The following is a 15,306-nucleotide window of genomic DNA, read 5'->3' as shown; positions in this document are numbered from 1 at the left end:
CACGCAGCTGCCGCATTTATAATGGCCGCCTTCGCGCAACTCATCAGGCTCTCAGTTCTTGGCAAATATAGATAACCCGGCCGCCGAAATGGCGGCCGCTGGCTTTTACCGCATCGCTCTCGGCGTGGAATACAAAGGCTCGCGCTATCGCGGCTGGCAGCGCCAGGCGTCAGGCGTGCTGACGGTGCAGGAAACCCTGGAGAAGGCCTTGTCCAAGGTCGCCGATTCGCCCGTATCGCTGATGTGCGCCGGACGTACCGATGCCGGCGTGCACGCCTGCGGCCAGGTGGTGCACTTCGACACTCAGGCTGAACGCACGATGAAGGCATGGGTGATGGGCGCCAATATCAATTTGCCCCATGACGTCAGCGTCAGTTGGGCCAAGGTCATGCCTGCGCACTTTCATGCGCGCTTCAAGGCCATTGCCCGGCGTTATCGCTATGTGATCTATAACGACCAGATCCGTCCCGCGCACCTCAACGAAGAAATCACCTGGAACCACCGTCCGCTGGATGCCGAACGCATGGCCGAGGCTGCGCAGCACCTGGTGGGGGTGCATGATTTCAGCGCATTCCGTGCCGGCCAGTGCCAGGCCAAGTCGCCGATCAAGGAAGTCCATCACCTGCGGGTGACCCGCCACGGCAAGATGATCGTGCTGGACATCCGCGCCGGCGCCTTCCTGCACCACATGGTGCGCAACATTGCTGGCGTATTGATGACCATCGGTACCGGAGAACGCCCGGTGGAATGGGCCAGGGAAGTGCTGGAAAGCCGCATCCGCCGCACGGGCGGCGTCACGGCGCATCCGTTTGGCTTGTACCTGGTGGATGTGGAGTACCGCGACGAGTTCGAGCTGCCGCAACGCTTCATCGGGCCACACTTCCTCACAGGGTTCAGCGAACTTGACGGCTGACGCCCGGAAAAGCTTTTGTTACCATCCGGGACTTTCTCGGTCCAACCCCTGAGGTTTCTACGATATGTCTGCCGTTCGCAGCAAGATTTGCGGGATTACCCGCATAGAAGACGCGCTGGCGGCAGTCGAGGCGGGGGCGGATGCCATTGGTCTGGTGTTTTATGCCAGGAGCCCACGGGCGGTGAATGTGTTGCAGGCGCGGGCAATCATCGCTGCGTTGCCGCCGTTCGTGACCACCGTGGGCTTGTTCGTCAACGCCAGCCGCTGCGAGCTCAATGAAACCCTGGATGCCGTACAGTTGGATATGCTGCAATTTCACGGCGACGAAACCCCGGATGAATGTGAAAGCTACCAGCGCCCGTATATCAAGGCGTTGCGAGTCAAGGCGGGTGACGACATCGCGCGTGCCTGCGCTGCTTATTCCGGCGCGCGTGGCATTCTGCTGGACACGTATGTCGAAGGCGTACCGGGTGGGACCGGCGAAGCGTTTGATTGGTCGCTGATCCCCGAGGGGCTGAGCAAGCCGATCATCCTCGCCGGTGGGCTCAATCCCGCGAATGTCGCGGCGGCTATCGAGCAGGTTCGGCCGTATGCCGTGGATGTCAGCGGTGGGGTAGAGCAAGGTAAGGGCATTAAGGATCACAGCAGGATTCGCGCATTCATGCAGGCCGTGCGCAACAGCAGTGGCGGGATGTGACGGCTGGCAGTCTGCCGCCGTCCATAACTACCACTGTGTAAAACAGCCCGGTGCCGCCTGAGGGAGGCCCGGAAATGAAGTGGCAACCTGCACTGGCAGGCTGTCTGGAAGGCTGAGGATGCAGGCTGGAAATGGCAGGTCGAACGTCTGACCCCGTCCAGCCTGTGTCATCGCCACATATGAATTTAGCTCAAGGGCATACGCGGGGCTGTGTTCAAGCCACCGGTACTGGAGAAAGAAAGCATGAGCAACTGGTTAGTAGACAAACTGATCCCTTCGATCATGCGTTCCGAGGTGAAAAAAAGCTCGGTTCCTGAAGGTCTGTGGCACAAGTGCCCATCCTGCGACGCGGTGCTGTACCGCCCCGAGCTGGAAAAGACCCTGGATGTTTGCCCCAAGTGCAACCACCACATGCGTATCGGCGCCCGCGCCCGCATCGACATCTTCCTCGACGCCGACGGCCGTAACGAGCTGGGCGCCGACCTGGAGCCGGTTGACCGTCTCAAGTTCCGCGACGGCAAGAAGTACAAGGACCGCCTGACCGCTGCGCAAAAGCAGACCGGTGAGAAGGACGCGCTGATTTCCGTCAGTGGCAAGCTGCTGGGGATGCCGGTGGTGGTGTCGGCGTTCGAGTTCTCCTTCATGGGTGGCTCCATGGGGGCCATCGTCGGCGAACGCTTCGTGCGCGCCGCCAACTACGCCCTGGAAAACCGTTGCCCGATGATCTGCTTCGCCGCCTCCGGTGGTGCGCGGATGCAGGAAGCGTTGATCTCCCTGATGCAAATGGCCAAGACCTCCGCGGTGCTGGCGCGTCTGCGCGAAGAAGGCATTCCGTTCATCTCCGTGCTGACCGACCCAGTCTACGGCGGCGTTTCCGCCAGCCTGGCGATGCTCGGCGACGTGATCGTCGGTGAGCCAAAAGCCCTGATCGGCTTTGCCGGCCCGCGCGTGATCGAGCAGACCGTGCGCGAGAAACTGCCGGAAGGCTTCCAGCGCAGCGAGTTCCTGCTGGAGCACGGCGCAATCGACCTGATCATCCCGCGCGGTGAACTGCGTCCACGCCTGGGTAGCCTGCTGGCGCAGATGATGGGCCTGCCGACACCTGTTTACGTCGCGCCTAAAGTCGAGCCGATCGTTGTACCCCCGGTGCCTGCGAACCTATGACCCAACGTACCCTGGGCGAATGGCTCGCCTACCTTGAGCAGTTGCATCCGTCCGCCATCGACATGGGCCTGGAGCGCTCGCAACAGGTAGCGGCCCGCCTTGGGTTGGGCCGGCCGGCACCGCGAGTGATCACGGTGACCGGCACCAATGGCAAAGGCTCTACCTGCGCCTTTGTTGCCGCGCTGCTGCAAGCCCAAGGGCTGAAAGTTGGCGTGTACAGCTCGCCGCACCTGCTGCGTTACAACGAGCGGGTGCAACTCAATGGCGTCGAAGCCACTGATGAGCAACTCTGCGAAGCCTTCGCTGCACTCGATGCCGGGCGAGGCGAGATTTCCCTGACTTACTTCGAAATGGGCACCCTGGCGGCGTTCTGGCTGTTCGAGCGTGCGCAACTGGATGTGGTTGTATTGGAAGTGGGCCTGGGCGGACGCCTGGACACCGTCAACGTGGTGGATGCCGACCTGGCGCTGGTCACCAGTATTGGCGTGGACCATGCCGACTACCTGGGGGATACCCGCGAGTCCGTGGCTTATGAAAAGGCCGGGATTTTCCGCCAGGGTAAGCCTGCGCTGTGCGGTGATCTGGATCCGCCGCAGCCCTTGCTGGACAAGGTGCGTGAGCTGGATTGCCCATTCTTCCTGCGTGGCCGCGAATTCAATCTTGATGTCGGTGACCGGCACTGGCAGTGGCGCGGGCGGGATGCGCGTGGGCTGGCTGTAGAGCTGCGCGATCTGCCCTTGCTGAATCTGCCGATGGAAAACGCCGCGCTCGCGCTGCAAGCCTATCTGTTGCTGGACCTGCCTTGGCATGCTGAGCAGATTGCTGCGACGTTGCTGGCGACTCGCGTGGTGGGGCGTCTGGACCGTCGCGGGTTCGACTGGCACGGTAAGCGCCTGAACCTGCTGCTGGATGTGGGGCATAATCCCCATGCAGCGCAGTACCTGGCAAAACGCCTGGCGCGCACGCCGCCGGTGGGGCGTCGCCTTGCTGTATTCGGTTTGCTCGCCGATAAGGACTTGGAGGGCGTGGTTGCGCCGTTGCTGGACAGCGTCCAGGCATGGGCGGTCGCGCCGCTGGACACGCCCCGTAGTCGTCCGGCCCATGAGCTTGAGATCGCGTTACAGAACCTTGGTGCGCCCGTGGCGTCGTATGCAAGCGTGACTGCTGCCCTGGAGGCTCAGTGCGCGGTGGCGACGGCCGAGGACGAGATTCTGTTGTTCGGATCATTTTATTGTGTTGCCGAGGCGCTTGAGTGGTTGGCCCGGCGCTCCACGGAGGAAGCTGCACATGGCATTACTGGATAGCGCATACAAGCAGCGAATGGTTGGAGCCCTGGTGCTGGTGGCATTGGCGGTGATTTTCCTGCCGATGCTGTTTTCCCGTCAGGACGAGCAGCGCCAGGTGGTCGTCGAGGCCCCGGCTGCGCCCCAGCCCCCGGCGGTACCGCAAGTGCAGGTTGAACCGGTGGTAGTACCGGAGCCGCAGGCATTGCCGGAAGAAGAGCCGGTGCCGACTGATGATGAGGTGGCCGCGCAACAGGCGCCGTCGATGCCGGTTCAGCCAAGCGTCCCGGTGGTCAAGCCGACACCTGCTCCGGCGGTCGCCGCCAAGCCTGCGACGCCTGCGCCCAAGCCTGTAGCGCCGCAGCCTGCCGCGCCGGGCAAGCCGGATGTGGGTCAGAGCCGTATCGATCCGAATGGTTTGCCGATCAGTTGGTCGATCCAGGTGGCCAGCCTGGGCAATCGCGAAGGCGCTGACGCCTTGCAGAAAAAGCTGCGTGCCCAGGGTTACAACGCCTACATCCGTAGCGCCGACGGCAAGAACCGGGTGTTTATCGGGCCGCTGATCGAGCGCGCAGAGGCCGACCGGCTGCGGGATTTGCTGGACCGTCAGCAGAACCTGAAAGGCTTCGTGACCCGTTTCCAGCCTGAGCGCGGCTGAGCCCGCATCGATTCCAGCCTGGAATGCAATCAAATGTGGCGGGGTTGAAATCGGGCCGGCCCGCCACAAACTATTGATTTGCAAAGCAGCCGCAATCACAGCTTACCGACAGCCCGACGCTCTGCTAAAATGCGCCGCCTTATCCGTCCGTAGGCTCAAACGTGCCATTTACCTGGGTTGACTGGGCGATCGTTGCAATCGTCGCCATCTCTGCTTTGATCAGTCTAAGCCGAGGCTTCGTAAAAGAAGCACTGTCGTTGCTGACCTGGATCATCGCAGGAGTCGTAGCCTGGATGTTCGGCGGTTCATTGTCGGTCTACCTGGCCGGATACATCGAGACACCTTCGGCTCGTGTCATCGCGGGCTGCGCCATCATGTTCATCGCCACGCTGCTGGTGGGGGCAATGGTCAATTATCTTATTGGCGAGTTGATACGTGTCACCGGCCTCTCCGGGACCGATCGATTTCTCGGCATGGCCTTCGGCGCTGCGCGTGGCGCGTTGCTGGTGGTCGTGGCGGTCGGGCTGTTGAGCCTGGGGCCGGTACAGCAGGATTCGTGGTGGCAGGAGTCGGTACTCGTGCCAAAATTTCTATTGGTTGCAGATTGGTCCAAGAACCTCATATTGGGGTGGAGCAGTCAGTGGCTGGCCAGCGGAATCAGCGTACCCGCTGATCTTCCGTTCAAGGAACACCTCTTGCCGGCCAAAACGCCGCAGTAAGCTGTGTTCAGTCAAGATTCATTAAGTAGGGGTTGCGTCGCATGTGTGGCATCGTCGGTATCGTCGGTAAGTCGAACGTCAATCAGGCGCTGTATGACGCGCTAACCGTCCTCCAGCACCGCGGCCAGGACGCTGCCGGTATTGTGACCAGCCACGACGGCCGGTTATTCCTGCGCAAGGACAATGGCCTGGTACGTGACGTGTTCCATCAGCGTCACATGCAGCGCCTGGTCGGGCACATGGGCATTGGCCATGTGCGTTACCCGACTGCCGGTAGCTCGACCTCGGCCGAAGCTCAACCGTTCTACGTCAACTCGCCTTACGGCATTACCTTGGCGCATAACGGTAACCTGACCAACGTTGAGCAACTGGCCAAGGAGATTTACGAATCTGACCTGCGCCACGTCAACACCAGCTCCGACTCGGAAGTGCTGCTCAACGTGTTCGCCCACGAGCTGGCCCAGCGCGGCAAGCTGCAGCCGACCGAAGAAGACGTGTTCGCCGCCGTGATCGACGTGCACAACCGTTGTGTCGGCGGTTATGCCGTCGTTGCGATGATCACCGGCTACGGCATCGTCGGCTTCCGTGACCCGCACGGTATTCGCCCAATCGTGTTCGGCCAGCGTCACACCGACGAAGGCGTCGAGTACATGATCGCGTCCGAAAGCGTATCCCTGGACGTGCTGGGCTTCACCCTGATTCGCGACCTCGCGCCGGGCGAAGCGGTGTACATCACCGAAGACGGCAAGCTGCACACCCGGCAGTGCGCCGTCGCGCCGAAACTCACCCCGTGCATCTTCGAACACGTCTACCTGGCGCGTCCGGATTCGATCATCGACGGCGTTTCGGTATACAAGGCGCGCCTGCGCATGGGTGAGAAGCTGGCCGACAAGATCCTGCGCGAGCGTCCCGAGCACGATATCGACGTGGTGATCCCGATCCCGGACACCAGCCGTACCGCTGCGCTGGAGTTGGCCAACCACTTGGGCGTCAAGTTCCGCGAAGGCTTCGTGAAGAACCGTTACATCGGTCGCACCTTCATCATGCCGGGCCAGGCTGCGCGCAAGAAGTCGGTGCGCCAGAAACTCAACGCCATCGAGCTGGAGTTCCGCGGCAAGAACGTGATGCTGGTGGACGACTCCATCGTACGCGGCACCACCTGCAAGCAAATTATCCAGATGGCCCGCGAAGCCGGTGCGAAGAACGTGTACTTCTGTTCCGCAGCGCCTGCCGTGCGTTACCCGAACGTGTACGGTATCGACATGCCGAGCGCCCACGAACTGATCGCCCACAACCGCACGACCCAGGACGTGGCCGACCTGATCGGCGCGGATTGGCTGATCTACCAGGACCTGCCGGACCTGATCGAAGCGGTCGGCGGTGGCAAGATCAAGATCGAGCAGTTCGACTGCGCCGTGTTCGACGGCAAGTATGTGACCGGCGATGTCGACGAGGCCTACCTGAACAAGATCGAGCAGGCGCGTAACGACTCGTCGAAGATCAAGACCCAGGCGGTCAGCGCGATCATCGATCTGTACAACAACTGAGTAGACACCGGCCCTGAGGGGCCGGTTTTGTATCTTAAATAAAGAATTGAGTAAGGAGTCGCAGCATGAGTCAGGAATGGGATGCCGGTCGCTTGGACAGCGACCTCGATGGCGTAGCTTTCGATACCCTGGCTGTGCGCGCCGGCCAGCACCGCACCCCGGAAGGTGAACACGGTGACCCGATGTTCTTCACTTCCAGCTACGTATTCCGCACTGCTGCTGACGCCGCTGCGCGCTTTGCTGGTGAAGTGCCGGGTAACGTTTATTCGCGTTACACCAACCCGACCGTGCGTGCGTTCGAAGAGCGTATTGCGGCGCTGGAGGGTGCGGAGCAGGCGGTGGCGACGGCCACCGGCATGGCGGCTATCCTGGCGGTGGTAATGAGCCTGTGCAGTGCCGGCGACCACGTGCTGGTGTCGCGCAGTGTGTTCGGTTCGACCATCAGCCTGTTCGAGAAATACTTCAAGCGCTTCGGGATCGAAGTGGACTACGTGCCCCTGGCGGATCTGTCCGGTTGGGATGCGGCGATCAAGTCCAACACCAAATTGCTGTTCGTCGAATCGCCGTCCAATCCGCTGGCCGAGCTGGTGGATATCGCCGCATTGTCCGAAGTGGCCCACGCCAAGGGCGCAATGCTGGTGGTCGATAACTGCTTCTGCACGCCTGCCTTGCAGCAGCCCCTGAAGCTGGGCGCGGACATTGTGGTGCATTCGGCCACCAAGTTTATCGATGGCCAGGGCCGTTGCATGGGCGGCGTGGTTGCCGGTCGCTGCGAGCAGATGAAGGAAGTGGTGGGCTTCCTGCGCACCGCCGGCCCGACCCTGAGCCCGTTCAACGCCTGGATCTTCCTCAAGGGCCTGGAAACCCTCAGCCTGCGTATGAAGGCCCATTGCGCCAACGCTCAGGCCCTGGCCGAGTGGCTGGAGAAGCAGGACGGCATCGAGAAAGTGCATTACGCCGGCCTCAAGAGCCATCCGCAACACGCGTTGGCCCAGCGCCAGCAGCGTGGATTTGGCGCCGTGGTGAGCTTCGAAGTGAAGGGCGGCAAAGAGGGCGCCTGGCGCTTTATCGATGCGACGCGCCTGATCTCCATCACGGCCAACCTGGGTGACAGCAAGACCACCATTACCCATCCGAGCACCACGTCCCACGGACGCCTGGCGCCGCAGGAGCGTGAAGCGGCCGGTATCCGGGACAGCCTGATCCGCGTTGCGGTAGGCCTGGAAGACGTCGCTGATCTGCAGGCTGACCTGGCCCGCGGGCTGGCTGCCTTGTGATCGAGTGGTCCATGGAGGCCGCAACGGCCAGTAATGGGCGCGTCGCCCTGGTGACGGGCGCGGCGCGTGGCATTGGCCTCGGGATTGCCGCGTGGTTGATCAGCGAAGGCTGGCAGGTGGTCTTGACCGACCTGGACCGCGAGCGCGGTTCCAAGGTGTCCAAGGTGCTGGGCGACAACGCCTGGTTTATCACCATGGACGTGGCTGACGAGAAGCAGGTGGCCCAAGGGGTCGCCGAAGTCCTGGGGCAATTCGGGCGCCTGGACGCATTGGTCTGTAACGCTGCGGTGGCCCACCCGCACAATATCACCCTGGAAAGCCTTGACCTGGCTTACTGGAACCGCGTGCTGGCCGTTAACCTCAGTGGGCCGATGTTGCTGGCCAAGCATTGTGCGCCATACCTGCGTGCCCACGGCGGCGCCATCGTCAACCTGGCGTCGACCCGGGCCCGCCAGTCGGAGCCGGATACCGAGGCCTATGCGGCGAGCAAGGGTGGCTTATTGGCCCTTACTCACGCCTTGGCGATGAGTCTCGGGCCGGAAGTGCGGGTGAATGCGGTCAGCCCTGGCTGGATCGATGCCCGTGATCCTGCCGCGCGGCGTGCCGAGCCTTTGACCGATGCCGATCATGCCCAGCACCCGGCGGGCAGGGTGGGTACGGTGGAGGACGTGGCGGCGATGGTGGCGTGGCTGCTGTCGCGCCAGGCCGGGTTTGTCACGGGGCAAGAGTTTGTGGTGGACGGTGGCATGAGCAAGAAGATGATTTACAGCGAGTAGGGCAGGTAGCCGTCTTGAAGCAATTTTGTCTTTTTCAGAAAAACTTCAAGCAGGCTATTGACTTAGGTCCGCTACCTGCGTAAATTTCGCGGCCTCAACGAAGCAAAGGGTGATTAGCTCAGCTGGGAGAGCATCTGCCTTACAAGCAGAGGGTCGGCGGTTCGATCCCGTCATCACCCACCACTTCTTGAGAGTTTTACCTTCGGGTGAGACGCAACGTTAAAGGTTGCACCGACGCGCAGCGGTAGTTCAGTCGGTTAGAATACCGGCCTGTCACGCCGGGGGTCGCGGGTTCGAGTCCCGTCCGCTGCGCCATATTTTCCAGGTTCGATTTATCGGGCTTGAGGTTGAACAGCCAAGGCTGGTCGATCAGATGTTCAAAGACGGTTGAGGCGGTTTGCTCGGCCGGTCAAGCGATACGCAGCGGTAGTTCAGTCGGTTAGAATACCGGCCTGTCACGCCGGGGGTCGCGGGTTCGAGTCCCGTCCGCTGCGCCATATCTGCTTCAAGGCCCACTGAACGCCTTGAAGCACAAAGAAAGCCACTGGCTACTTTGATCCGATAGCAAAGACCCTGGTCGAAAGACCGGGGTTTTTTGTGTCTGCGATTCGGCAATTTTTTGCGGGAGCCGGCGAACCGGCTCCCATTGATTTGTCAGAAGCCCAGCTTATCTCGCAGCCCGTAATACCAGGCCCCCAGTGCCGCAAACGGTGTGCGCAACAGTTGCCCGCCCGGAAATGGGTAGTGCGGCAGGTCGGCAAACGCATCAAAGCGCTCTGCCTGGCCTCTCAGCGCTTCCGCCAGTACCTTGCCCGCCAGGTGGGTGTACGTCACGCCATGGCCGCTGCAGCCCTGTGAGTAGTAGATGTTGTCGCCCAGGCGGCCGACCTGCGGCAAGCGCGACAGGGTCAGCAGGAAGTTGCCGGTCCAGGCGTAGTCGATCTTTACATCCTTGAGTTGCGGGAAGGCCTTGAGCATCTTCGGGCGGATGATTGCTTCGATGTTCGCCGGGTCGCGCGCGCCATACACCACGCCACCGCCGAAGATCAGGCGCTTGTCACGGGTGAGGCGATAGTAGTCGAGCAGGTAGTTGCAGTCCTCTACGCAGTAGTCCTGCGGCAGGAGGGTCTTGGCCAGTTCATCCCCGAGTGGCGCCGTCGTGATCACCTGAGTGCCACAGGGCATCGACTTGGCCGCCAACTCCGGCACCAGGTTGCCCAGGTAGGCATTACCCGCGACGATGATGAACTTGGCCCTGACCTTGCCTTCGGCCGTGTGGACCACCGGGTTGGCACCCCGCTCGATGCGCACCGCCGCCGATTGTTCGTAGATCGTACCGCCCAGTGACTCCACGGCTGCGGCTTCACCCAGTGCCAGGTTGAGTGGGTGGATGTGGCCGCCACTCATGTCCAGCAGGCCGCCGACATAGTTGTCACAGGCCACTACCTCGCGAATGCGACGCTCGTCCAGCAACTCCAACTGTGTATGGCCGTAGCGCTCCCACAAGCGTTTTTGCGACTCCAGATGGCCCATGTGCTTGCTGTTGAGTGCCGCGAACACGCCGCCGTCCTTCAGGTCGCACTGGATCTGGTATTTGGCGACCCGCTCGCGAATGATCCTGCCGCCTTCGAACGCCATCTGCCCCAGCAACTGCGCCTGCTGGGGGCCGACACTGCGCTCGATCACATCAATGTCACGGCTGTAGCTATTGACGATCTGCCCGCCATTGCGGCCCGACGCGCCAAAACCCACCTTTGCGGCTTCCAGTACCGTGACGCGAAAACCGTTCTCCAGCAGAAACAGCGCGCTGGACAGGCCGGTATAGCCGGCGCCAATCACGCACACATCGGTTTCGACGTCGCCTTGCAGCCTTGGGCGCGGCGGAACGGCATTTGCTGAAGCGGCGTAATACGACTGGGGGTAGGGGGTGTTCGCCATCCTGGAACCTCTGTTTTATATTTTTTACGAGTGCCCCGATCCTACCTGAGTTGAAAATTGCCTGCCAGCCACCCAAAAAAGCGCGGTGCCCCGGCTGCAAATAAATAATTCGCATATTCATAGGCTTAGCTGCAAAAAAGATGTTGACACCCCTTCGGAATTCCGTAGAATGCCGCCTCACAGCAGGCACGTAGCTCAGTTGGTTAGAGCACCACCTTGACATGGTGGGGGTCGTTGGTTCGAGTCCAATCGCGCCTACCAAACAAAATCCGCTCTGCTGGGCGGTCTAGAAGGGCTCACCGAAAGGTGAGCCCTTTTTTGTTCGTGCGATTTATTACTACTCGAAAATCTTCCCACCCCCACCTAAAGTAATCGACACCCAGGCCGATAGTGCTCGCAAACCTCTTACTCTCGGACATCTGGCATGCTTATCAACATCAGCACTACCGCCTCCGTAGCAAGCACTCCAAGCACTGTCAGCTCGACGGCTACCGAAACCAAGGAAAGCACAAGCAGCGCAGGCGGCATGACCGTCAACATGCACGCTGATTCCAATGGTGCGGCAGGGGTAGGTGGTGGTGGTCAAGCCTCCTCGCTCTCGAAGGAGTCCGATACCGTCAAAGAGTTGAAGAAGCAGATCGAGCAGTTGCAAAAGCAGCTTCAAGCGCAGCAGCAAGCCTTGCAGAAAGCTCAGTCCAGCAATCAGAGTGCAGAAGCCAAAGCGGCGGCAGTGGCGGCGGCGCAGATGCAGATCGCTGGCACTGCGGCGGCGTTGCAGACAGTGACTTCCGCGCTGTTGCAGGCGGTCATTGATGAGGGCAACAGCACGTCGGGTTCGATGGTCAGTACCACCGCCTGATAGTTGCAAAAGTGTGTTGAACCTCAGCCTTCACTGTCGATTCAACACACTTTCTCCCGCTCCCACCGGCAAGCGATATACATCCACCAGCGCCCACACTCCCAGCAGCGCCACTCCGACGAACGCCACGCGAAAATCCCCGACCTGCGCGTGCATCTCATGCCCTTGCACACTCATGGATGCCCGTAGCAGCAGCGCCGCCACCGTTACGCCCATCCCCATGGCCAGCTGGAATGACATGCTGAACAGCGCCGACGCCTCACTCATGCGCGGCTTGGGCACATCCGCGAAGCCGATCGAGTTGTAGCAGGTGAACTGCATCGAGCGTGACAGACCTCCCACAAACAACACGGCCGCGATCAGTACAAATGGGGTCTGCGCCGTGAAAAGCGTGCAAGCGGCTATCGACACCACGCCGATCACCCCGTTCACCAGCAAGACCTGGCGAAACCCATGGCGGCGCATGATGGCCGTGGTGAACGGTTTCATCGCCAGATTGCCAGCGAATACCGCCAGCACCAGCAAGCCTGCGTCCACCGGGGGCAAGCCAAAGGCGACTTGAAACAGCAGCGGCAGCAGGAACGGCAGGGCGCTGATGGCCAGGCGAAACAGCGAACCGCCGTAGATGCTCACACGAAATGTATCGATGGACAGGATCTCGAGCGGCAATAAGGGGGCGCTGGAATGGCGGCAATGGTGCCGAGCCCACACTGCCAGCGCGATGCCTGCCGCGACCAGCACAGCGCCTGGAATAAGCCGCGCACCGTTCGGGTTACCCAGCCATTCCAGCCCGCCCAGCAGGGCCACACAGGCGCCTGCCAGCAGCAAAAAGCCCTTGGCATCGAACTGGCGAACCCTGGCTTCGCGGCCTTCCGGTACCAGCCACAGTGCGGCGGCCAGTGCCAACGCACCCAGCGGCAGATTCACGTAGAAGATCCATGGCCATGATGCATGAGTCACGATCAAGCCGCCGACCAGCGGCCCCAGAATCGGCGCGACGAGGCCGGGCCAGGTAATGATCGCGATCATTTTCACCAAGTCTTTCTTATCCGTATTGCGCAACACCGCTAAGCGCCCCACGGGCACCATCAATGCGCCGCCGATGCCTTGCAGGACTCGGGCGAACACGAACATCTCAATACTGTGGCTCAGCCCGCAGAGCAACGAGGCGAGGGTGAACAGGATGATTGCGCCAGCGAATACCCGGCGCGCACCAAAGCGGTCGGCGGCCCAGCTGGACAGCGGTATGAAGATCGCCACGGCGAGGATATAGGCGGTGATGCCGATGTTCATGTCGACCGGCGTCACCCCGAAGGCGGTCGCCATGGTCGGTAGCGCGGTGGCGATGACCGTGGCGTCGAGGTTCTCCATGAAGAAGGTCACGGCGACCACCAGGGCAATCAGGCGGGTTTGTAGACTGAGGCGGTTTTGCGCGGCGGAATCTGGAGTGGGTGAGCTCACCGGTGCTGCCCTTTTTCAGTGAACGGTTTGACGAAGAAGGCCGATCAACTGCCAGATGCGCCGCGCCCGATAAACGGGCGGCGTTAAGATGAGCGAATCCTTCGTGGTCTGTCCACATCTTGTTACTCGTGCGCCCCTCGATTGCCCACAAAATTTATTGGTTTGCAGCAACAATTTTTCTTGTTGGACACCTCCCGCTCCCAGGCAGCACAGTTGCCGCCACTGACGCTCGCCCTGACGGGTCAACAATAAAAAACCGAGCCGACTGCACGCCACTTCCTGCTGTGAACCCTTTGTTCACATCCTGCTGTAATGGCGCCGCAGCGCGCACTTAAGGACCTCTCCGCCATGCAAACTGTTGTGAACTTATGGCCGTTGATCGGCGTACTTGTGATCGTGGTTGGCTTTGTTTTGCGTTTCAATCCGCTGTTGGTGGTCACCGCCGCGGCTATCGCCACCGGGCTCGCTGCCCACTTCCCCCTGGAGAAAATCCTCGCCACTATGGGTGATGGTTTCCTACAGACTCGCGCCCTGCAATTGATCCTGTTGTTGCCTCTCGCAGTCATCGGTTTGCTGGAGCGCCACGGCTTGCGCGTGCACGCGCAGAACTGGATTGCGCGGTTTGAGCGCGCCACGGTCGGACGCCTGCTGATCATCTATCTGTTTGTGCGCGAATCCACCGCAGCCATGGGCTTGACCAGCCTCGGCGGGCACCCGCAGATGGTGCGCCCGCTGCTGGCACCGATGGCCGAAGGCGCGGCGGAAAAGCGCTACGGCAAACTGCCTGACAAACTGCGTCACAAGGTGTTGGCCATGTGCGCTGCCACCGATAACGTCGGCCTGTTTTTTGGTGAGGATATCTTCGTCGCCTTTGGTGCGATTGCGTTGATGCATACCTTCCTGCTGGGTTCGGGGATCGACGTAGAGCCGCTGCACATTGCGGTGTGGGGCATTCCTACGGCGATCTGCGCCTTTATCATTCACGCGATCCGACTTCATCGGTTTGACCGAAGACTTACCCGCGAGATGACGACCGCCTTGACCCCGGTGGAGGCCGCGCAATGATCATCTCCATCCAATACCTGTACTGGCTCGCCGGGGTCCTGCTGCTGATCACCGCCGGCATGATTCTGTTGGATCGGACCCATCCCAAGCGCTGGTCCAGCGCACTGTTCTGGCTGCTGTTCGCCATCCCGTTCCTGGTGGGGGAGCGCCTGCCCTCGGTGGTTGTCGGTGCGGGGGTGGTGGTGATGGCACTGATTGCCGGTCTGGGCGGCGTCGGCCGTGGCACCCATGCTGAGTTGCATGACAAGGCTTCGCGCGCCAGTGCCGGTCGCCTCGGGCATAAACTGTTTATCCCGGCGCTGGCGATCCCCCTGACCACGGTGATTGGTTCGGTCTTGCTCAAGCACACCGAGATTGGCGGGGTACCGCTGCTGGATCCGAAAAACACCACCTTCGTCTCCCTCGGTATCGGCTGCCTGATCGCCCTCGGGCTGGCCTGCTGGCTGACCCGTGATACCCCGGTGCAAGCCTTGCGCGAATCCCGACGACTCACCGAGGCCTTGGGCTGGGCCATGGTGCTGCCGCAGATGCTGGCGATGCTTGGCCTGCTCTTCAATGAAGCAGGTGTCGGCACGGCTGTCGCCCATGTCACCACCACCTACATCAACCTGGATTTCAAGTTGGTGGCGGTCATGGTGTACGTGTTGGGCATGGCGCTGTTTACGGTGATCATGGGCAATGGCTTCGCGGCATTCCCGGTGATGACCGGGGGCGTCGGCGTGCCGGTGCTGGTGGGTATCTATGGCGGTAACCCGGCGGTGATGGCCGCCATCGGTATGTTCTCTGGCTACTGCGGTACGCTGATGACGCCGATGGCGGCCAACTTCAATATCGTGCCGGCGGCGTTGCTGGAGTTGCCGGACAAGAACGCGGTGATCAAGGCGCAACTGCCGACCGCGTTGATGATGCTGGTGGTCAATATTGTCCTGCTTTATGTGTTGATGTGAGG

At 61.2% G+C, this 15,306-nt stretch carries 14 protein-coding genes and 4 tRNA genes; 16 read left to right on the top strand and 2 right to left on the bottom strand.

Annotated features, from left to right (window positions below; translation table 11 throughout):
• The first annotated feature begins 88 nt into the window (after positions 1–88).
• The 12 genes from truA to FBY10_RS11750 all read left to right on the top strand — a co-directional run bounded on the left by truA (position 89) and on the right by FBY10_RS11750 (position 9,531).
• Positions 89–913, top strand: coding sequence for a tRNA pseudouridine(38-40) synthase TruA (gene truA, locus FBY10_RS11805; RefSeq protein WP_131700548.1), 825 nt, complete (start codon positions 89–91; stop codon positions 911–913).
• Between the two features lie 64 nt (positions 914–977).
• Positions 978–1,610: a phosphoribosylanthranilate isomerase gene (locus tag FBY10_RS11800; protein ID WP_131700517.1), complete on the top strand. Its 633-nt coding sequence runs from the start codon at positions 978–980 to the stop codon at positions 1,608–1,610.
• 243 nt (positions 1,611–1,853) lie between these two features.
• Positions 1,854–2,774, top strand: coding sequence for an acetyl-CoA carboxylase, carboxyltransferase subunit beta (gene accD / locus FBY10_RS11795; protein ID WP_027604076.1), 921 nt, complete (start codon positions 1,854–1,856; stop codon positions 2,772–2,774).
• The gene (gene folC / locus FBY10_RS11790; RefSeq protein WP_145336301.1) at positions 2,771–4,078 is read left to right on the top strand and encodes a bifunctional tetrahydrofolate synthase/dihydrofolate synthase; all 1,308 of its coding nucleotides are present in this window, start codon (positions 2,771–2,773) and stop codon (positions 4,076–4,078) included. The genes accD and folC overlap by 4 nt, the downstream gene beginning before the upstream one ends.
• A complete protein-coding gene (locus FBY10_RS11785; RefSeq protein ID WP_145336299.1) occupies positions 4,062–4,715 on the top strand; it encodes an SPOR domain-containing protein in 654 nt (217 codons plus the stop codon). The genes folC and FBY10_RS11785 overlap by 17 nt, the downstream gene beginning before the upstream one ends.
• Before the next feature lie 161 nt (positions 4,716–4,876).
• Positions 4,877–5,434, top strand: coding sequence for a CvpA family protein (locus tag FBY10_RS11780; RefSeq protein ID WP_003192538.1), 558 nt, complete (start codon positions 4,877–4,879; stop codon positions 5,432–5,434).
• 41 nt (positions 5,435–5,475) lie between these two features.
• Positions 5,476–6,981 carry an amidophosphoribosyltransferase gene (gene purF / locus FBY10_RS11775; protein WP_027604079.1) on the top strand — a complete coding sequence of 502 codons (1,506 nt, stop codon included), beginning with the start codon at positions 5,476–5,478 and terminating at the stop codon, positions 6,979–6,981.
• Between the two features lie 65 nt (positions 6,982–7,046).
• Complete coding sequence (locus FBY10_RS11770; protein ID WP_131700520.1) at positions 7,047–8,258, top strand: O-succinylhomoserine sulfhydrylase; 1,212 nt, start codon at positions 7,047–7,049, stop codon at positions 8,256–8,258.
• Positions 8,259–8,269: 11 nt separating this feature from the next.
• The gene (locus FBY10_RS11765) at positions 8,270–9,034 is read left to right on the top strand and encodes an SDR family oxidoreductase (protein ID WP_131700521.1); all 765 of its coding nucleotides are present in this window, start codon (positions 8,270–8,272) and stop codon (positions 9,032–9,034) included.
• Between the two features lie 107 nt (positions 9,035–9,141).
• A tRNA-Val gene (locus FBY10_RS11760) sits at positions 9,142–9,217 on the top strand.
• 55 nt (positions 9,218–9,272) lie between these two features.
• A tRNA-Asp gene (locus tag FBY10_RS11755) sits at positions 9,273–9,349 on the top strand.
• Between the two features lie 105 nt (positions 9,350–9,454).
• Positions 9,455–9,531 (top strand) — tRNA-Asp (locus FBY10_RS11750).
• A 157-nt stretch (positions 9,532–9,688) separates the two neighbouring features.
• On the opposite strand, the gene FBY10_RS11745 is transcribed toward FBY10_RS11750, so the two are convergent.
• Complete coding sequence (locus FBY10_RS11745; RefSeq protein WP_145336297.1) at positions 9,689–10,972, bottom strand: FAD-binding oxidoreductase; 1,284 nt, start codon at positions 10,970–10,972, stop codon at positions 9,689–9,691.
• Between the two features lie 184 nt (positions 10,973–11,156).
• On the opposite strand from FBY10_RS11745, the gene FBY10_RS11740 reads away from it, so the two are divergent.
• Together FBY10_RS11740 and FBY10_RS11735 are read left to right on the top strand one after the other, a co-directional pair.
• Positions 11,157–11,233 (top strand) — tRNA-Val (locus FBY10_RS11740).
• 163 nt (positions 11,234–11,396) lie between these two features.
• Complete coding sequence (locus FBY10_RS11735) at positions 11,397–11,831, top strand: hypothetical protein (RefSeq protein ID WP_131700523.1); 435 nt, start codon at positions 11,397–11,399, stop codon at positions 11,829–11,831.
• A gap of 30 nt (positions 11,832–11,861) precedes the next feature.
• Here FBY10_RS11735 and FBY10_RS11730 read toward each other — a convergent pair whose 3' ends face one another.
• A complete protein-coding gene (locus FBY10_RS11730) occupies positions 11,862–13,292 on the bottom strand; it encodes a DHA2 family efflux MFS transporter permease subunit (protein ID WP_145336295.1) in 1,431 nt (476 codons plus the stop codon).
• Between the two features lie 348 nt (positions 13,293–13,640).
• Between FBY10_RS11730 and FBY10_RS11725 the strand changes: the two genes are divergently transcribed.
• Positions 13,641–14,357, top strand: a complete 717-nt coding sequence (locus FBY10_RS11725) for a DUF969 domain-containing protein (RefSeq protein ID WP_145336293.1) — start codon at positions 13,641–13,643, stop codon at positions 14,355–14,357.
• Positions 14,354–15,304 (top strand): DUF979 domain-containing protein, encoded by a 951-nt coding sequence (locus FBY10_RS11720; protein WP_065927250.1) that lies wholly within the window; start codon positions 14,354–14,356, stop codon positions 15,302–15,304. Before FBY10_RS11725 ends, FBY10_RS11720 begins: the two co-directional genes overlap by 4 nt.
• Positions 15,305–15,306 lie beyond the last annotated feature (2 nt).

The organism is Pseudomonas sp. SJZ103, assembly GCF_007828335.1.
Taxonomy (GTDB): Bacteria; Pseudomonadota; Gammaproteobacteria; order Pseudomonadales; family Pseudomonadaceae; genus Aquipseudomonas.
The sequence above is the reverse complement of the archived record's forward strand: the minus strand, read 5'-3'. Positions and strand labels throughout refer to the sequence as shown.